The organism is Aequorivita antarctica, assembly GCF_007997155.1.
Classification (GTDB): Bacteria; Bacteroidota; Bacteroidia; order Flavobacteriales; family Flavobacteriaceae; genus Aequorivita; species Aequorivita antarctica.
Map to the genome: position 1 here is coordinate 1 of NZ_VORT01000022.1, position 18,748 is coordinate 18,748.

Below are 18,748 nucleotides of genomic sequence, written 5' to 3' on the forward strand. Positions count from 1 at the left end.
TATGATATAAACGGAAGACTAGTAAGCCAGACAGACCTTCGCACAATGCAAGGTGAAAAAGCAGTAGATGTTTCATCGCTTGCTTCTGGAGTTTATATGGTACAGATAATTGGTGACAATGCAAGCACTGTGAAGCGCTTGATTAAAGAGTAATCACCAAATAACCAACCAAAAAAGAAAACCCCTTCAGCTTTTGCTGAGGGGGTTTTTGATTTTAAATAAATTGAAAGTATTATATAATGCTCAAAGAAATTTCTTTTAAAAATATAAATAGATGCTAGGTAATCTTAGTGCCAATATTTAAGGGAAGTTTTTATCTGCCTTAGCAACACAAATCATCTTAACATAAATTTAATAAATTAACGGATGCATTGTGAATCTTCGGCTAGTTATTGGCTGCTTTATCGATTATTTCCAAACTTTGGCTTAAAATTGGCTGACCTACGGCTTTTATTAGTGTACTATTAGGTTGTCTAATGCAGTACTTAATAAGACCAATGCTGGTCTTATATATTCAACTGCAAAAGACGTTATCATGAAAAATTTTACACAAAATTTCAAAACAACTTCAATCAACTTGAGGTACTTTCTCGGAACGATTCTGACGATTGCTTTAATGATACCTGCTACGGCCGTGTCACAATCGCCATCGCCAGTGGATCTTGGAACTTCTGGCAATTACGTGGTTCTAGCAAAATCAGGAATTTCAACTACAGGAACCACTTCTATTGTTGGAAATATAGGGGTTAGTCCTATTGACCATACTGCCATAACTGGATTTAGTTTGATATTAGATCCCTCAGGTCAATTTGCAACTTCATCTTTAGTTGATGGGAAAATATATGCGTCAAACTATGCACCTCCAACTCCCACAAGATTGACTACGGCAGTGAGCGATATGGAAACTGCATACACCGACGCAGCCGGACGAATACCAGATTACACTGAACTGTACGCTGGAGATCTAACTGGACAGACCTTAACTACTGGTGTTTATAAATGGGGTACAAATGTCCTTGTTTCTGCTGGTGGAGTTACTATCTCAGGCAGCCCAACTGATGTCTGGATCTTCGAGATAGCGCAGGATTTAACCGTAGCTAACGGAGCCATTATTACTCTTAGTGGAGGTGCAAAGGCATCAAATATCTTTTGGCAGGTGGCCGGCCAAGTTACCCTTGGAACAACATCTGATTTTAGTGGAAATATATTATGTCAAACACAGATAGCTATGCAGACAGGAGCAGCTTTTGACGGTAGAGCCTTGTCACAGACCGCTGTTACATTAGACGGCAATAGTATAACACTTGGAGCCAATGAGAACTCATTGGATAAAGGTTTGGCGTTATACCCTAACCCAGCAGACAATGTGGTTAACCTTGTGAACAGGACCAACATTTCTCTTGAGAAAATGATGATCTATGACATAAACGGAAGACTTGTAGGCCAGACAGACCTTCGCACCATGCAAGGTGTAAAAGCAGTGGATGTTTCATCGCTTGCTTCTGGAGTTTATGTGGTACAGATTATTGGTGACAATGCAAGCATTGTAAAGCGCTTGATTAAAGAGTAATCACCAAATAACCAATCAAAGAAAGGAAAACCCTTTAGCTTTTGCTGAGGGGTTTTTTGGTTTTGGTTGGTTCAGATTATAGTGTTCATTAATTCTATATCTTTACATTTCAATAAAAAAATTCGTAAATGAAAAAAGCAATTCCCTTTTTAGCGCTTGCCCTACTTGTTGTGGCCTGCAATAACTCCAAAGAAAAATCAAACCAAAGTAAAGAACAGATGAGCGACACTGAAAACCTGTTATTTTCCGAAAGTACATTAGCCTACGGAGCCCCAGATTTTTCAAAAATAAAAGACGAAGACTTTAAACCTGCAATGCTTGAAGGCATTGAACAGCAAAAGAAAGCCGTAGAAGCAATTGCCAATTCTGAAGAAGAACCCACTTTTGATAACACCGTTCTCGCCCTTGAGAAAAGTGGTGAACTTTTAAAGAGGTCTTCCCAAATATTTTATGCTTTGGCCGCTTCCAATACCAACGAAACCCTACAAGCTGTGGAAGAAGAAATGGCACCAAAATTAGCGGCCCAGAATGATATGATTTATTTGAACGAAAATCTGTTCAAACGTTTCAAAACATTATATGATAAAAATGAATCACTAAGTCTTGATGCGGAATCCTTAAAATTGCTTGAAAATTATTACGAAGATTTTGAAATAGCGGGAGCCAACCTCTCTTCAGAAGACAAAGAAAAGCTAAAGGAATACAATGAAAAAATTGCGACGCTTACCACCAAATTTGGTAAAACCCTTTTGGATGCCAATAACGCTGGCGCAGTAACTTTTACTAATAAAGAAGACCTAATTGGCGTAGATGAAGACTTTCTAAAATCTAAAGAAAGCAAAGATGGCAAAGGTTGGACCATTCCATTGCAGAATACTACGCAACAACCTTTGTTGCAGTCTATGGAAAACAGAGCAAGTAGAGAAAAACTTTATATGGCTGCTTGGAATAGGGCAGATCAAGGTGCTAATGATACTAGAGAAATTATTAAGGAGCTAGTGGAAGTACGTGCCCAGAAAGCGAAGCTCTTAGGCTTTAAGAATTATGCCGAATGGAGCCTTCAAAAAACTATGGCCAAAACGCCAGAAAATGTAAATAAATTTTTCAGTGGCCTTATTCCGACCGCTACTGCCAAGGCGCAAGCCGAATCTGATGAAATCCAGAAAATGATAAAATCCAAAGGACAGGATTTTACCTTAGAACCTTGGGATTGGAACTATTACGCCGAAATGGTTCGCAAAGAGAAATACGACTTGGATGAGAACCAAATAAAGCCTTATTTTGAATTGAATAATGTTTTGGAGAAAGGAGTTTTTTATGCCGCAAATAAACTTTATGGCATAACTTATAAAGAAAGAAAAGATATTCCCACCTACCAAGAAGACGTAAAAGTTTATGAGCTATTCGAAGAAAATGGCGATCAACTCGGGCTTTTCTACACAGATTATTTTGCGCGCCCCAGTAAAAGTGGTGGTGCTTGGATGGATAATTTTGTTACGCAATCTAAACTGTATAATAAAAAGCCAGTAATATATAACGTTTTGAATATTCCAAAACCCGTTGGGAACGAACCTGCTTTGTTGACTTATGACGAAGTATCGACCATGTTCCACGAGTTTGGCCATGCCCTTCACGGTTTCTTTGCAAATCAGCAATATCCTTCGCTTTCAGGAACCGCTGTTGCACGCGATTTTGTGGAGTTTCCTTCGCAGTTCAATGAAAACTGGGCGCTTTATCCAGATGTGTTGAAAAACTATGCCATCCATTACAAAACTGGCGAACAAATTCCGCAGGAATTGATTGATAAAATAAAGAACTCAAGCACTTTCAACCAAGGTTATAGCCTAACAGAGAATTTGGCCGGATCTAATTTAGATATGCAATGGCACACTATTTCAGCTGATAAAAAGATAGAAGATGTAAACGCTTTTGAAAAAGAAGCCTTGAACAGAACCAAGCTTGATGTGTTGCATGCCGTACCACCACGATACCGTTCTACATATTTCTCCCACATTTTTGCAGGAGGATATGCTGCTGGTTATTATTCTTATTCGTGGACAGAAATGCTTCATCACGATGCCTATAACTGGTTTGAAACCCACGGAGGCTTGACTCGTGAAAACGGGCAGCGTTTCCGAGATATGGTTCTTTCTAGAGGAAATACATTGAACCTTGAAAAAATGTACAAAGATTGGCGTGGTAGCGACCCAAAAATAGAGCCTATGCTAAAGGCGAGAGGGTTGAAGTAAAATAGTATATTAAGCAACAAATCCACGAATAGTTTTATAATTATTCGTGGATTTGTTGTTTATAAAAATGGCTGTTAGAGCCTACCCTAAGATAACCAAAGGAGAGGATTGAAGAAAATGGATAATTAGGATGGTCTGGTTTGATGCCGTTTTTAATCGAATTGGTTTTTTGAGAAAAATATTTTGATTAGGGACCCTTAAAAAAGGTCTTCCATTTTTGCTTCTCGCAAGATATTTCTACAATAAAAAATTATTATTGTGCTATAATTGAGTAAATTAGGTTTCGGTTTAAGTGAAATGAACGAAAAATTCTCAGAATAAGTACAAGAGATTTTGGTCGGTAATTTCGAAATATTTATATACCTATGGAATCTATTTCTAACGATCAGGCACTTTACGAGGTCAAGCTCGGGTCTTCACCCACAGAAACTGATTTGGCTATTGTTTCTATTGACATGCATGGCTCTCCAGGCGAACTGAACAGATATGTTTTGAAATCTTTCGGATATACTGATGCAGCACTGAAGGAGTTGGAGCTGAAGAGCGGTTATGCCCTGCTACAGCAGGAAAGCTTAAACCCCATATTATTTATAGTTACGGTGGGTGAAGATAGACCGATAGTCAATTTAAGAAAAAACCTAACCAACGGTTTGCGGGTTTACAAAGAACTTTTTTACGGCAAAACCATTTGGATTCCACTAATGGGAATGGGAGCGGGAGAACTTGACATTAAATCAAGCTTCGATATTACAGTAGAGGTGCTTGTTGCTTTATTTCCTGAAGGTGCTGCAGCAGGATTCCAATTTATTATTTCGTTGCCACCATCGCCGGAAGGAGAGAAACTTTTCGACCACTTAAAAACCCCTTTTGAGACTACCACCAACACAACAACCTTTGGAACCAATACCGATAGCAATAATACAAACTTATTGGATGATAGTGATGCCCGCGTATATTTGGTGGAAGCCGAATGGGGCTTTGAGTCGCAAATTGAGCGGTTTTATTTAGAAGGTATTTGGGAAACCCGTGAAGGGGAGGCCTACGACGAAATTATTAATCCCATAACACCCGGGGATTTTTTGATGATCAAATCTCCATTACCCTATAAAGGCAGTGCTTCTTTGTATTTAAGGGGATTGGGAGTGATTGTTGGCAACCCCAAAAATGGACGTTCCTTAAATGTGGAATGGATTATTAGGGACATTGAAATTCCTATAGGCGAATTGACACATTACACAAGTACTATAGCCGAAGCGAGCAAAGAAGAGGTCCGGACCATCATTTCCCAGTTAAACCCTGATCAATTTGCCATTCTCAAAGATCGATTGCAAAATAACTTACCCACAAGACCCACCCTTATTGCAGGCTTGCTAAGTGATGCCGATGTTGGGGAGGACCAACTCAATATTACAAAAGACGTGATGGCCTTTGCACGGGTAATGGCCGCCAAGAGCTTTATTCCGCCGCTAGCGATTGCACTTTTTGGCAGATGGGGCTCGGGCAAAAGCTTCTTTATGAACAAACTGAAGGAGCGGATCAACACCTTTTCATTTAATGAGGAGCAGACCGTTTTTTGCAAGGGCATTGCACAAGTGCATTTCAACGCTTGGTCTTATATGGATTCCAATCTCTGGGCCAGTATGGTCACCCGAATTTTTGAAGGTTTGCAAGAATATATAAGCAATGATACTAAGGCACAGGACGAAAAAGAAGGCATCGAAAACATTTTTAAAGAAAACCTGAGTATGGCCAATGAAGCTCAGGAAAAGCTTAAAAAGGAGAAAAGCCTAGTAGAAGAAAAGCTCACCGCATTACAGACCGAAAAGAAATCCATTCAAAAGGAACTGAAAAAGAAGATAGATAACATTGAAGAAAAAACCCTGTTTGGCATGCTTTCGGAAATGGATGCCCAATTTCAAATAGAACAAAAGGTAACAACGGCATTTGCAAACAATAAAACTATTATAGAAAATGTAGCCCAGTTTAAATCCATCATCCCTGAGGAATATTGGAAAACCCCTAAAGAACTTTACAAGCGTACCACTTCCGTTTTCACTTTTCTAAAAACCTTTTTCAAGGCAGGCAAATGGTGGAAAAATCTATTATGGCTGGCATTGATAATTTTCATAATAATCACTGTGCCCGTGACGGTCAATTTTATAGCCGAAAAAATGGGTGGAGCAAACCTAAAACTGTCGCCTGAAATATGGGCGTCCCTAACCCTTGTTGGCGGAGCGGTGGTTCGCGGAATAAAAACCTATGGTCAACTACAACCTTTGGCAGCTTCTTTTTGGAAAATAAAGGAAGACTACGAACGTGAAACCGAAAGGACCACCTTAGATTTCCACCAACGCCAAAAAGCGCTGGAATATGAAATACAAAGCTCGCGCAACGAAATTGAGGCCATAACCCAACAGATAAATGTTACTGAGGAAAAGAAAACGGAGTTGGAATTCCGCATAAAAAATACCTTGTCCACCGAAGCTTTGTATTCCTTTATCGAGCGGCGTTCGGAAAGTAAGGACTACAAAGATCAGTTGGGGATAATTTCCATTATCAGGAAAGATTTTGAAGTGCTCAACGAACTTTTCAAAGAACATGCCGTGGAGCTTAGCAAGATAACGGTGGAAGATTCGCAAAAATTCAAGACCTATTTTGAAAAACCTTTAGAGCGTATCATACTTTACATAGACGATTTGGACCGCTGCCCCGAAGAGCGGGTGGTGGAGGTTCTGGAAGCCGTAAACCTATTGATGGCCTTTCCATTGTTTGTAGTAGTGGTAGGCGTGGATCCACGTTGGGTAAAGAATGCCTTGATAAAGAGACACCAGTTGCAGTTCACCAAGTCCATGGAAGAAAATGGAATTGAACCGATAAGCCCCTCAGACTATTTGGAAAAAATATTTCAGATACCTTTCACTTTAAAGGAAGCGGATGACAAAAGCGTAAAAAACATGCTCGCTTCCCTTTCCGGCACTGTTTCAGTAAAAACCAAATCGAAAAAGACAGCCGATTCACCAGCCCAAAATAAACAGGAAAATATACAGGCTAATTTGGAACCACTACAGGAAAAACAACCCAGTCAAAAGATGCCTACCAAAAAAGAGCTGCAGCAACTCGCTGAAATACTTACCCTTACTAATGAAGAAAAGCAGCTTATACAGTCTATGTCGCTTATTATTGGTTCCAGTCCGCGCGGCATTAAAAGATTTGTGAACATTTACAAAATCATCAAGGCCCACGATGACTTTCCCGCAAAAATAAATAAAGAGCGAGTACAGGGAATTCTGTTTCTCTTGGCCTTGCCAATTGGCGAGTTCAAAAAACTGTACCCAGACTTTATAGAATATCTAGAAAATGATGTTAATGGGCTTCTGCAAGTCAGCGATTTTTTAAACATCAGATACGACCTTGCGCATCAGGATTTAAATGATATGAAGCAGGAGCTTTTCGATATTCTATTTACGGAAAATATTAGCTTGAATGTTGAAGATGTAAAAATGTATTATCCTTTTATACAGCGATTTTCCTATCATATAACTTAAATTTGGGGTAGGCATTTGCTTATTTCCCTCGGTGCTTATCTCTTATGATTAAGTGGTTTTATAGCAGATGCATTTTTTAATTTTTTAAAGGAAATGTAATTCCGACTGCAAATGCTCCAGCAAATTGTTCAACAGATGGCTGGAAGTAATAAGATAGTCCTAAGTCAACATTATTATCTCTTCCTAGTTCCAAACCCAAAGAGAATGGAATGTGGTAAATAATTCCACCTTTATTTATATCATCATAATATGTAAATGTTTCAAATTTTCCGATTGAGGCTCCTATACCGACTTCAATGTATGGTGCTACATAAGGTATTGGCGCTCTAAGCCGTAGTTTTCCCCCTAATAAAGCAGCTTTTACTACTGCTTTTTCATCAGTTGGATTACCATCTAAATCTTCTCCGCCAGAATTTGTTAAAATGAAACCTAAATAAGGTCTAATTTGAATCCAAGAAGCGACTTTTAGCACTAATTCTCCTTGCGCAAAATATCCAGAATCAACGACTTCATCAACGCTATTATTTGGAGCACTAAGTCCATAGCCAATTTGGGCATTTATTGCTTTTTCCTTTATAAACTGGGCTTGAACTAAACTTGAAGTCAGAATTATTGTTAATAATATCAGGGCTTTTCTCATATTGGGTTACAACAAATTTATATTGTTACTTCTTTCTATTCTTCGACTTTCTTTTCTCTTTCTTAGGATGTACCAACATCAACTCATCAATCAAGTTTTTAGCTCCAGCATATTTATCAACTATAAAAAGCACATAGCGAATATCGACCATTATATTGCGCGATAGGGCGGGGTCGTAGTAGTAGTCGCTCATAGTGCCTTCCCAAACGCGGTCAAAGTTTAGGCCTATAAGGTTTCCGTAGGCGTCAATTGCTGGGCTTCCAGAATTCCCTCCTGTGGTGTGGTTGGTACCTATAAAGTTGATAGGCATTTTTCCGTTTTCACCATACTGGCCATAATCTTTGGCTTTGTAAAGCTCAAGCAGCTTTTGGGGTACATCAAATTCATAATCGCCCGGAACGTATTTCTGCATTACACCTTCCAAATGGGTTACGGGTTCGTAATAAATAGCATCAGCGGGGGAGTAGCCAGCCACTTTTCCATAAGTTACACGAAGGGTGCTGTTGGCATTCGGAAAAATACGTGCGTCTTTCGGACTAAGCTCCAACAGTGCTTTCATATAATCACGTTCCAATCCAGAAATGTTCAATTCCAGTTCTTCATATTTCGGGGCAACTTTTTCAAAATAAGCATCTGCCATATCTTTTACCACTTGAAAACCTGGATCGCTGTTCAGCTTTGCAATAACCGTTTCTGCATCGCCTTCCAATAGATTCTTTACGGAAGCGTAATCCACAAAAGCAGAGTTTTTATAAACCTTGTCAGTCAATTGCTGGGCATTCATATTCTTAAAAGAATCGGGCAAAAACTGTTGTGGCACCCCTTTAGCGTATAGCGCGATCAAAGCTTCAAAAACCTCTTCGTCTACTTGTTTACTGTAATCTTTATACTGCCCTTCCAGACGCTCCACCATATTGTTTCTTCTATCCTCAAAAGATTGTGCGCCACGGTTATCGTAAACCTGTTTCAGTTGATAGGCTTGGTAGGCTGTTCGCAGTAGTTCCACATTCCGCAATACGGTTTCCAAGTAATACTCACGGGCAAGGGCATAAGACTCAATTTCGGTGTAATATTTTTCAAATTGCGGTAATATCTGACCGTATTCCTGTTGCTTTCCTTTTTTGTTTATTTGGGAAGTAAGCGCGCTTTCTTGTTGCTTTTTGATACCCACAGCGTTTGATTTTGTTAAGCCAAGGGTTTCGCCTTTCCACTTTTTCCAGTAATTGGCAATGCGGGCAAATTTTGAGGCATACTGAATTTTGATCTGTGGATCGGCACGCATGTATTTGTCCTGAATGGCCAAGGCAGCATCGCGAATGGCGATACGGGCTGGGTTGATGGTGTTTATAACCTGTTCAATTGCAACGGAAGGCAAATATTCATCGGTAGTTCCGGGATACCCAAAAACCAGCGTGAAATCATCTTCAGCTACACCATCCAAGGAAATAGGAAGGAAGTGTTTGGGAGTGTAGGGCACGTTGTCTTCGGAATATTCTGCGGGACGGTTATTTTTGTCGGCATAAATTCTGAAAAGGGAAAAGTCGCCTGTATGTCTTGGCCAGATCCAGTTGTCAGTGTCACTTCCAAACTTTCCGATGGAGGATGGCGGTGCTCCCACCAAACGAATGTCTTTATAGGTTTCCACAACAAAAAGCATATACTGGTTGCCTTCGTAAAAAGTGCGCACACGGTTTTCCTGCCACGCTTCTTTGGGGGAAGACTGCACAACATTGGCAATGTTTTCTTCTATCTTTATTTGTTTATCAGCTTCGGTCATTGCTTCTGTAATGCCGTTCATCACTTGGGTAGTTACATCTTCAATACGAACCATAAAACTGGCGGTAACTCCTGGATTTGGGAGTTCTTCTTTTAAGCTCATTGCCCAAAACCCATTTTCTAAATAATCGTGTTCCAAGGAGGAGTGACTTTGAATTTGCGAATAACCGCAGTGATGATTAGTAAGTAAAAGCCCTTGTTTGCTGATAACCTCGGAAGTACAACCGCCGTTAAAGTGGGGCACGGCATCTTTTAGACTGGCGTTATTTAAATTGTAAATATCTTGGGCGGTCATTTTCATGCCGAGGTTGGTCATTTCAGCTTCGTTCATTCCTTCCAGAAGGGAGGGGATCCACATGCCGCCTTGTTGGGCGAATAGCGGTAAGGATAAAAAGATAAAGAGTAGGCGGAATATTTTCATTTTGACAATTAATTTAGAATTCTTGCAATATACTAAATAGTAAAAGTTATTCTAAAACAGAAGAATAAATATTGATTGTCCTTTGAAAAGATTTTTCAATAGCAAAAGCCCGATTAAAAAACCGGGCTTATTGTAAATTAACAGTGATTATTCTCTTAAGAGCCGCACTGATCTAGGCAGAATTCAAAATACATTGCCCAACTATTACCACCATAAGGTAGGCCATCTGCCCAGGCTGTTTCTGAACCCGTAGGGCCATTTACTTCTGCATGCGCTGCAATACAAACGCAATTTGGTAAAGTAGCTATTGGGATGCTATAGGTATAGCTTGTTGTTCCTTGGGGATGGGTGGAAGCGAATGGAAAATGTCCAATAATTGGGTTTCCTGGTCTGTTAGCAGGTCTTTCTGCACAATCTCCTACATAAAGATGTGATACATTCAATACCCAATTGCCTTCCATAGTATAGGTGATTAATAGGTTTTCGCCATCAATAGCAACCTCTATATTTCCAGAGTCGTAATTTTGACCAGCTATAAGATCCACTTGAGTACAAAAGGTATTTTCTAGCGGTGGTTCTTCCCTTGAGGCTAAAACATCTTCTGAATCATTTTTTTGAAAATTTTCTTGATCAGACTCTTTGGAACAGCTAATGATGAATGTAAGTGCTACAAGCAAGATAAGTAGTTTCGATTTCATAATATTTATAATTTGGGGTTTATAAGTCAAATGTACTTAAAGCATTATCATAAATCGTTTAAATACTAAAATAATCGATAAACCGCATAAATTAAATGAATAATTGTTAAAAAAGTATTCAATTTAGTTAAAATATCTATATGCTCTATTATGTCATTCTACCTGTTGCTACAAGTCCAAAAACATTTGTGAGTCGATGGCATTTTTTGGGTGTGGGTTTTTATTTTAGTGTTGGTTCAATCTGTATAGAAGTTTTATAATTGTATTTCACAAACATCATAAAATGAGTGTTTTGTGTTTGGATGTCATTATTTTTTATTAATTTTAATGCTCTCCTCTTCCCCTTTCACTATTTGACAAGTAAATATGTCAAATTTATATACCTACTTATGTTGGAAGCAGTTGTTTATTTCAAACCTGGAGCGGTCACCAATTTGATCAAGGAATCTCGTTTACTTAAAACGGCTTTACTTTTCTCTGATACTGTCTATACCAATCATCCGGAATTAGATTCGTTGATTGCCGTCCACGGATTAGACGATTCAATCAGCACAGAACATCAGTATGAAACCATTCTAAATGCCATGCCTGCATTGAACCCCACTGCTTCAGTAGAATCTATGAGGGAAAATCTGTTGCAGATAAAAAATTTAAAAAATAACAACAGAAAATCTTCACGAGAAATTATTGCTCTTAAAAAGGCGCAAAAGCAATTAGGACAGATAAACAATACCTTCAGAATAATAACAGAGACACTATTTGATTCCAGTAGTTTTTCAAGCATTGTTTCCCTTTTAAGTAAAAAAGTATTTTTTGACTACGATACTGTCACCTTAAACGAAAATTCAGAATACCTCTACCTATTAGATGAAGACTTATTAAAAGGCTATTCTCAAACAAGTTTTGCAACCTCAATCCAGAAAAAGAAAGGCATTGAAGATCAGCGCATACTAACTTTGCCACTCCTTACCGAAGAGGATTTTGACCAATTTTCAATCCCCAGCATTTTAAAATCACAAAAAATAGCGAAGCCAGCACTCTTATCATTATTGGCTTCACTAAACATAACTCTTCAGAAGAAAAACCTAGATATTATTAATGCGGAGCTGGAGCAGTTTAGTGTCCATGCTAAAGATCTTCCCCTAAAAAAAGTATCCAAAAAACTAAAAACTACAGATGCAGCGTCTATCTCTTTAGGTATCTGTACTTACCAATTATTTGAAAAAATAATAAAAACTACTCCCCTAGAATCTCCCCTAATTCCTACTCCTCAGGGATTTGTTCCATTCATATTCAACCAAACAATCAAAAAAAATAAATCTAAAGCCACGAAGCAGGCTGTGCTTCAGAAGAATTAGTATTAACCTTAAAACCAAAAAATCATGAACCGTATCACATTAGCACTCGATGGGGTAGCGATGGGGCGCAGGGCAATGGTTGCAAAAAAGCTGAAAGAAACAGCTTTTAAACCAGTGGACTTGGCACCCGCATTTCTGACAGTGTACAAAAAAAACAAAGATCAAGGTATTGTTTTGGCAGAAGCCTATGCAGAGACCATTGAAAATCCAGAGGAACATCGCGAACTTTTTCAACGTGTTTCCTTAATGAAAAAAACAGAAAGAAAAGCTTTTATCAAAGGCTACCAGAACGCTGGGCAGGGCAAGGGCGTAGTTCACGCTATCAGCCAATTGCCAAGAGGGCAGGCTCATTTATTGATGGGAGATTTACTGCTAAAAACAAAAAGCAAAAAAAGTATCGATAAGCAGGGCGCTCAAGATGTTCTTATTTGGTTGCGAGATGCAGGTGAAACTTCCCGTAAACTTGAAAGCGACGGGCGTAATACGCCCGCAGATCCAGATGTGGATTCGGCTGTAGTCGAATTTTTCGAAGATATTGCAGATGCCATTGCAGATGCTATTGATGCTATAGTTGATGCCATTGAAGCTATTATTGACTCCATTGGCGATCTACTACAAGAAATTGCAGATTGGACCCGTGCTGCGGTTTCCGCGCTATGCCAAGCATTGGTTGCAGCGGCAAATACCGTTGCCGAAGTGCTTCAATATGCAGTGGAATCAGGTTTTCAGATTCTCAAAAAGATGGTTCAAGGTATACAGGATATTGGTAGGTCACTTTTTAATATACTAGAAGAAGCCTTTACGCTGGTGGTTAATTCCATCAGGGAAATCTTAAGGGCCATTGATAGTCTTGTAGGGGTTTTGGTCGATTTGTTATCGTGGCTTGCCGCAAAAACTTTCGAAATTGTAAAAAAAGGAATAGAAGCCCTTATAGAATTGGGCAAATCCATCGGCAACATATTATACCAAGCGTTTGAATTTGGGCTTACTTTAATCCGCAATACTGTACGCGCGTTACTTGCCATAGGCAAGGCCATTGGCGAAATATTACTCACCTTGGTAACCCGCCCTTTGGCGCTATGGGATCAGGTAATACAATCGTTTACCGATCTGGGAAATACACTAACTGACCTCTTTGATGAAGTAATAAGTGCAGGTGCAGATTTGATTGAAGAAGTAGCGCGTTCATTGGCCAATATAGGAACGGCTATAGTAGAATTTATGGCTTACGTTGCCAATGCTGCAGTAGAAGTGGTAGAAAAAATAGTAGGTGCATTATTAGCCGCAGGGAAAATTATTTCAGACATGGTAATATCTATGGCTCAGATTGCAATTGCAGGAATAAAAAAGATTGTAGATGCCCTTTTTGCCATAGGCACAACCTTAATCAATTTATTAAAAGACGTAGTTTCCATAGCCTTCGATTTATTGAAACACGTAGTAAAAGCAGCGTTTGAACTTGGCAAGACCATAGTCGAGTTTATAGGTAATATGGTAAGTTTCACCTATCGTTTGGCAGCGCGTTTAATAGAAGCTGCTATGCAAGTGGGTCAAGCACTTGCCGATATCCTGGAAGCCGTTGTTGGAGCAACCTATTTTGTATTCCGAAAAATAATAAATGGCGTGTTACAGGCCTTGGGACCTGTGGGCGATATTTTGGGTTGGTTGCTTGACCGTGGCGAAGCCTTAATTTCAGGACTCTGGCGAGAGGCATTATTGGCAATTCGCTTTGTTAAGAAATCGGTTACCGAAATTCTAGATTGGGGAATGACCCAGGTAGATGCTGTCTTTGATAAAATGTTGGAATTAATTGAAGATATAGGCGAAAATGTTTCCAAAGCTATCGATTGGGCCGCTGCCATGGGTGATGCTGCACTTACTTTATTGGGTGAGGCTACCGTACGTATAGGCAACTCCGTTAGTTATGTTTTATCTTATTTGGAAAACGATTTCTTGGAAGGTATAAGATCCTTTATTAACGGCGTATTACAAGTAGGATATTTGGCCTTAGACCTTTTGGTTTGGGCTGCCCGTCAAACCATTAATGCTATGAAGGAAATTGTTCTAGGTCTTCTTGCTTATGGCTTAACCTTAGCGCAAATTATTGCAGACACGGTCCGCAATCCCGAAAATATCATCGCCAATTTCGTCCAAGCTTTCCGCGAAGCTGGACAAACGGTAGAAGATATATCAAGGGCCATTGCAGATCAGTTAGAAAGCGAAGCGCAGCTACTTATAGCTGCTGCTTATAACAGATTGGTCATTACTGGACAGGAGTTTTTGGATGCCTTTATCCAAATTGGTGGAGGCGCGGTATTCCTTTTGGTAGGACTTTTATTGGAAATTGCAGGTCTTTTCAGAAGTCTTACAGCCGAAGAAGAAACCGAAGCACGACGCGTATTCGGCGACTCATTGCCTTATAATATGGTTCACGTATTTATTGGATCGTTTGTGGCCAATGTGGCTTCCGGCAATACGGGAGGTGATACGGGTGTAGGTACAATGCGTATTATACATTTTCCAGACGGCACCGTTCTTTCAAAAGGAACGCCAGCTGCTCCCGGTAATTTTGGGTGGCTTATGCACGAACTAACCCACGTATGGCAGGGAGAATATTCAGGTCCTATCTATATGGGTGATGCACTTTATTCCCAGGCTACTGAGGGCTATGACTACGCCGAGCCAGGAAAGACCAAGGAACAAACCTTGCTTGATGCTACCACTAATGGTTTAGGGTTGGATCATTTCAATCCAGAACAGCAAGGCGACATAGTGCGGGATTATTACAATGGATTGTTTGTAGGAAATAACGTGGCAGCTTGGGAACCTTTCATTAATGAAGTAAGAGCCGCATGATAACAATAATAGCTACAAAAAATGCAATGCAAGCCTTGCAGCCGCTGATAGAAGCTTATCAAAGAAAAGGATTTCTTCTACGGCTTATAGTTTCGGATAAACTGGATGTTTCATCGGAACTCTTGGCTCATTATGCTGAAGACAGTCAAGCTATTGTATGGGTGGGAGCGCCGCGGCGCTCTCCCCGTACTTTATTGACAGGACCAGTTCTGATCCGTGGGGATGGCACGGCAATACCCATTGGGTATCTTCCAGAAAGTAGCACAGAGTCCATAAGACTTTTTGCGGAAACGGCTGCCAAGGTGCAGTTACGTGATGGAGCGCAGCAACCTGTGGCTATTTTGGGACAACGCCATAAAAAATACATCAGGCTTGCTACACGTATTGAAACCTTACTGAAAGAAAACAATGGAAAAACGCCGCCTTATAGATGGACTAGTGATTTGTTAGTAAAAGAAGAAATGCTAAAAGGTTTGCGCAGTGGTGTGGGGCTGGCTCTTTATTTTGGTCACGGTCGACCTATTGGTTGGGTAGGTTATTACGGCTTGCGGAAACACCATTTTGAAGAATCCAAGGGCGAACCCTTGGGTGCCTTGCTTTCTATATGCTGTGCAACAGCCAGTAGAAAACGAACTGGATTATCCTTTTCTGAAGCCATTCCGTTACAAGGTGCAGCTGCGGCCAGTTTTGGGGCGGTTATGAACACCTATCACACAGACAATACGCGTTGGGCAGTGCGGATTACCAACGCATTGCAGCAGGGAGTAAAAACCATAGGTGAATTGATTGTTGCTGCAAGTCCGCCAACAGAATCTGCCATGGGCAGTTACCGTATTTTTGGTGATCCTTTGGCACCCATTTGCGGAACGCAACAGGCAATTCAATTAGCAGATAAAATAAAAATACATCCATGAATACAGAAATTGCCATTGCAGACCATTTAAAAAGCATGCTTTTTAAAATAAGTAAGAAAATACCCAGAAATCTGCTGTATGATGATCATTTTTATCACGATTTGAATATAGATTCTTTAGATCTTGCCGAATATGTGGCCAATATTGAACAAGAATACCAAGTGCGAATTTCAGATGAGGATTGGGAAAAGCTCTCCTCTATAAATGCAGTGGTCGCCTATTTACAAAAACAATCTAACCCTTAAAATAGAATACCTAATGCGGAAGGAAGTAGTGGTGGTAAGCGGCATGGGTGTAATGACCCCTTTGGGAAACACAGTTGAACAATTGTGGCAGAATATCCTGCAGCAAAAATGTGCAGCAAAACATTGGGATGATCTAGAAACTGAAGGCTTCAGAACAAGCATAGCTTGTAGGCTAACAGATTCAACCATACCTCAGGATGGCACCCGTGGACAAATGATGGCGCTGCGGGCAGTAGAGCAAGCGTTAAAGCAGGCTAATATAGAGATTAATCGCGATGTGGGTGTTTTTGTTGGCACTACTATGGGTGAAAGTTTTGCTTTTGAAGAGGCTGCGTCTGGTAAGCCTCTGGATCTTTCAAAAGCTACTGGCACTGTGTTTGCGACAGCCATTCAAAAGCATTTTAATCTTGAAGGCCCCACGGCAGTATTTGGTACAGCCTGTGCGGCTGGCAATTATGCAATAGGTGCTGCCGCCCAGGCGGTACGCTCTGGAAGGGTTAAGGTAGCCATAGCAGGGGGCCTGGATCCATTTTCGCGTATTGCCATGGTAGGTTTTAGTCGCTCTCGGGCCATGACCCCAGATTTTTGTAGGCCATTTGACGTTAACAGAAAGGGAATGCAATTAGGGGAAGGTGCTGCCTTTTTAATACTTGAAAGCTATGAAAACGTCCTTAAACGAAAAGAGGCACCATTGGCCATTATTGGTGAACTGGGATTAAGTTGTGATGCTTATCATCAGACAAAACCAAATGAGGATGGTTACGAGATGGGGCAAGCTATGCACAATGCCTTAAAAGCAACAGGTATTAAGTCTGGGCAGGTAAATTGGATATGTGCCCATGGCAGTGGCACCATAGCTTCAGATGCTGCGGAGGCTTTGGCCATTCATAATATATTTGGGGAAAGGAATACATTGGTAAGCGGTTTAAAAGGTGCGCTGGGTCACAGCTTGGGTGCGGCTACGGCAATAGAGGCGGTAATATGCGTGCAATCCTTGTTGCACAACACTGTTCCACCAACTGTAAATCACATAGAGTTACCTTCAGATTTTGGTATTAAAATAGCCGCTGAGCCTTTTAAAATGGAAAATATGGATTGGGTATTGAATTGCGGATACGCTTTTGGCGGGATCAATTCGGCCTTATTAATTGGAAAAGTATGAAACTTCAAAACCTTTATTTTTTTCAGCAAGATTTATCTGATGCTGAGGGGGATATTACCGAAATATTCGATGAGGTGGCAGAAACCATTTCAGCTTGCTATTCCAAAAATACGTTTCCGGCAAAAACAGCTATCTATCTTTTTACTCCAGATGCTGGAGTTTATCACTCTGTCGGTCTTTGGGAAAATGCCTTGGAGCACGGTCCTGATTTTGCCAATCCGAGGGATTTTCCGTGGACGCTCGCATCCTGTCCTGCCAGTTTCTTGGCGCGCAGTCTTAAAGCGCATGGTCCCAATACCACCTTTATAGGTGGGATAGAGAATCTTCCACAAATAGAGGAGTGGATACAACTTCACGCAGCACAGGATTTAATTGAGGTAGCCATAGTTGTCCATTTGCAAAATAATTTTTACGGACTAAACCCAGCTACAGGATTTTGCAAAGGAGTTGTAATTTCAATTGGAGCAGATTATGAAGTAAATGCCAGTTTTGAGGAACTAACGCAATTTTTCCTTAAAAGTTAGCCATACTGAATGTCCACTACTTCCAGTTTTCTGGTTTCCCCGCCCATATTGAGCAATACTATACTTCCTATACTTTGTCCCGTAAGTGCCACCGCAATGGGTGCGACAAAAGCAATTTTCTTTTTGGCTACATCGGCTTCGTCAACGCCTACAATCTGAAAAGTCTGTGGAGTAGGCGAGGAGTTAATTTTATAGGTAACCGTAGCGCCAAAACGCACCTCTTCCTTAGGCTGTGAGGCAGGGTCCAGAATACGTGCAGAAGCAATGCGTTCATTCAGCAGGTCCAGCTTGCCGTTTATTACTGCCAGTTCTACACGCCGTTGTTGTTCGTCTGTAGTGGGTAGCATGGCACGTTCATCTTCTAGCTCCTCCCGTTCGGCTTGCAGCAATTCCATGCCCATGGGCGTAACATAATTTGTAGCTCCGGCAGGCAGGGCGGCGCGTGGGGGGATGATTGGTGTTTCTTCTTGGTCTCCTTCTTTTACAAAACCTCGGCTCATAGTGGTCTTTTGGAATTAAAGGTAGTTATTTTTAGGGAGTGTTATTGTTTGTTGGTTCTTGGTTGTCTCCTCCTATGCTGAGAAAGCTTTGGAGGACGCGTGTTGAGAGTTATAACAAAAAGAACGCCCGAGGAATTTCCTCGGGCGTTCTAACAATCAACAATTATGAAAAACTATTCTTTTAATAGTCGTTTTGTAATCTGACCTTCTTTACCAATAATCTTAACATAATAAGATGCAGCGGCAAGCATTTGCACATCTATTGGTTTCACAATGCCCATACCACGAAG

Annotated in this window: 14 protein-coding genes; 10 read left to right on the forward strand and 4 right to left on the reverse strand. The window is 40.5% G+C overall.

Going from position 1 to position 18,748, the window contains the following annotated elements; all coding sequences use genetic code 11:
- Positions 1-6 precede the first annotated feature (6 nt).
- From ESU54_RS18295 to ESU54_RS17290, 4 genes are all read left to right on the forward strand, one after another.
- A complete protein-coding gene (locus ESU54_RS18295; RefSeq protein WP_394348880.1) occupies positions 7-153 on the forward strand; it encodes a T9SS type A sorting domain-containing protein in 147 nt (48 codons plus the stop codon).
- Positions 154-535: 382 nt separating this feature from the next.
- Positions 536-1,570 carry an ice-binding family protein gene (locus tag ESU54_RS17280; RefSeq protein ID WP_146848183.1) on the forward strand — a complete coding sequence of 345 codons (1,035 nt, stop codon included), beginning with the start codon at positions 536-538 and terminating at the stop codon, positions 1,568-1,570.
- A gap of 128 nt (positions 1,571-1,698) precedes the next feature.
- Positions 1,699-3,819: a M3 family metallopeptidase gene (locus tag ESU54_RS17285; protein ID WP_111845776.1), complete on the forward strand. Its 2,121-nt coding sequence runs from the start codon at positions 1,699-1,701 to the stop codon at positions 3,817-3,819.
- A gap of 365 nt (positions 3,820-4,184) precedes the next feature.
- A complete protein-coding gene (locus ESU54_RS17290) occupies positions 4,185-7,364 on the forward strand; it encodes a P-loop NTPase fold protein (protein ID WP_111845777.1) in 3,180 nt (1,059 codons plus the stop codon).
- 76 nt (positions 7,365-7,440) lie between these two features.
- Here ESU54_RS17290 and ESU54_RS17295 read toward each other — a convergent pair whose 3' ends face one another.
- From ESU54_RS17295 to ESU54_RS17305, 3 genes are all read right to left on the reverse strand, one after another.
- Positions 7,441-8,004 carry a hypothetical protein gene (locus ESU54_RS17295; protein ID WP_111845778.1) on the reverse strand — a complete coding sequence of 188 codons (564 nt, stop codon included), beginning with the start codon at positions 8,002-8,004 and terminating at the stop codon, positions 7,441-7,443.
- A gap of 25 nt (positions 8,005-8,029) precedes the next feature.
- Positions 8,030-10,201, reverse strand: a complete 2,172-nt coding sequence (locus ESU54_RS17300; RefSeq protein WP_111845779.1) for a S46 family peptidase — start codon at positions 10,199-10,201, stop codon at positions 8,030-8,032.
- A gap of 155 nt (positions 10,202-10,356) precedes the next feature.
- A complete protein-coding gene (locus tag ESU54_RS17305; protein ID WP_111845780.1) occupies positions 10,357-10,899 on the reverse strand; it encodes a hypothetical protein in 543 nt (180 codons plus the stop codon).
- 389 nt (positions 10,900-11,288) lie between these two features.
- On the opposite strand from ESU54_RS17305, the gene ESU54_RS17310 reads away from it, so the two are divergent.
- From ESU54_RS17310 to ESU54_RS17335, 6 genes are read left to right on the forward strand one after another with little or no spacing between them, the layout of a single operon-like run.
- Complete coding sequence (locus ESU54_RS17310; RefSeq protein WP_111845781.1) at positions 11,289-12,257, forward strand: hypothetical protein; 969 nt, start codon at positions 11,289-11,291, stop codon at positions 12,255-12,257.
- Positions 12,258-12,281: 24 nt separating this feature from the next.
- Positions 12,282-15,113 carry a hypothetical protein gene (locus tag ESU54_RS17315; protein ID WP_111845782.1) on the forward strand — a complete coding sequence of 944 codons (2,832 nt, stop codon included), beginning with the start codon at positions 12,282-12,284 and terminating at the stop codon, positions 15,111-15,113.
- Positions 15,110-16,027 (forward strand): C25 family cysteine peptidase, encoded by a 918-nt coding sequence (locus ESU54_RS17320; protein WP_111845783.1) that lies wholly within the window; start codon positions 15,110-15,112, stop codon positions 16,025-16,027. Before ESU54_RS17315 ends, ESU54_RS17320 begins: the two co-directional genes overlap by 4 nt.
- Positions 16,024-16,272: an acyl carrier protein gene (locus ESU54_RS17325; RefSeq protein ID WP_111845784.1), complete on the forward strand. Its 249-nt coding sequence runs from the start codon at positions 16,024-16,026 to the stop codon at positions 16,270-16,272. The genes ESU54_RS17320 and ESU54_RS17325 overlap by 4 nt, the downstream gene beginning before the upstream one ends.
- Positions 16,273-16,285: 13 nt before the next feature.
- Positions 16,286-17,434, forward strand: coding sequence for a beta-ketoacyl-[acyl-carrier-protein] synthase family protein (locus tag ESU54_RS17330; RefSeq protein ID WP_160113307.1), 1,149 nt, complete (start codon positions 16,286-16,288; stop codon positions 17,432-17,434).
- Positions 17,431-17,958, forward strand: coding sequence for a hypothetical protein (locus ESU54_RS17335; protein WP_111845786.1), 528 nt, complete (start codon positions 17,431-17,433; stop codon positions 17,956-17,958). The genes ESU54_RS17330 and ESU54_RS17335 overlap by 4 nt, the downstream gene beginning before the upstream one ends.
- On the opposite strand, the gene ESU54_RS17340 is transcribed toward ESU54_RS17335, so the two are convergent.
- The gene (locus ESU54_RS17340; protein ID WP_111845787.1) at positions 17,955-18,458 is read right to left on the reverse strand and encodes a GreA/GreB family elongation factor; all 504 of its coding nucleotides are present in this window, start codon (positions 18,456-18,458) and stop codon (positions 17,955-17,957) included. The genes ESU54_RS17335 and ESU54_RS17340 overlap by 4 nt on opposite strands.
- Positions 18,459-18,748: the final 290 nt, after the last annotated feature.

Excerpts from the sequence above, each read along its gene's own strand:
- ESU54_RS17315 (WP_111845782.1), top strand. The coding sequence starts at position 12,282 with ATGAACCGTATCACATTAGCACTCGATGGGGTAGCGATGGGGCGCAGG.
- ESU54_RS17310 (WP_111845781.1), top strand. The coding sequence starts at position 11,289 with ATGTTGGAAGCAGTTGTTTATTTCAAACCTGGAGCGGTCACCAATTTG.
- ESU54_RS17325 (WP_111845784.1), top strand. The coding sequence starts at position 16,024 with ATGAATACAGAAATTGCCATTGCAGACCATTTAAAAAGCATGCTTTTT.
- ESU54_RS17320 (WP_111845783.1), top strand. The coding sequence starts at position 15,110 with ATGATAACAATAATAGCTACAAAAAATGCAATGCAAGCCTTGCAGCCG.
- ESU54_RS17290 (WP_111845777.1), top strand. The coding sequence starts at position 4,185 with ATGGAATCTATTTCTAACGATCAGGCACTTTACGAGGTCAAGCTCGGG.
- ESU54_RS17295 (WP_111845778.1), bottom strand. The coding sequence starts at position 8,004 with ATGAGAAAAGCCCTGATATTATTAACAATAATTCTGACTTCAAGTTTA.
- ESU54_RS17300 (WP_111845779.1), bottom strand. The coding sequence starts at position 10,201 with ATGAAAATATTCCGCCTACTCTTTATCTTTTTATCCTTACCGCTATTC.
- ESU54_RS17340 (WP_111845787.1), bottom strand. The coding sequence starts at position 18,458 with ATGAGCCGAGGTTTTGTAAAAGAAGGAGACCAAGAAGAAACACCAATC.
- ESU54_RS17285 (WP_111845776.1), top strand. The coding sequence starts at position 1,699 with ATGAAAAAAGCAATTCCCTTTTTAGCGCTTGCCCTACTTGTTGTGGCC.
- ESU54_RS17280 (WP_146848183.1), top strand. The coding sequence starts at position 536 with ATGAAAAATTTTACACAAAATTTCAAAACAACTTCAATCAACTTGAGG.
- ESU54_RS17335 (WP_111845786.1), top strand. The coding sequence starts at position 17,431 with ATGAAACTTCAAAACCTTTATTTTTTTCAGCAAGATTTATCTGATGCT.
- ESU54_RS17305 (WP_111845780.1), bottom strand. The coding sequence starts at position 10,899 with ATGAAATCGAAACTACTTATCTTGCTTGTAGCACTTACATTCATCATT.
- ESU54_RS17330 (WP_160113307.1), top strand. The coding sequence starts at position 16,286 with ATGCGGAAGGAAGTAGTGGTGGTAAGCGGCATGGGTGTAATGACCCCT.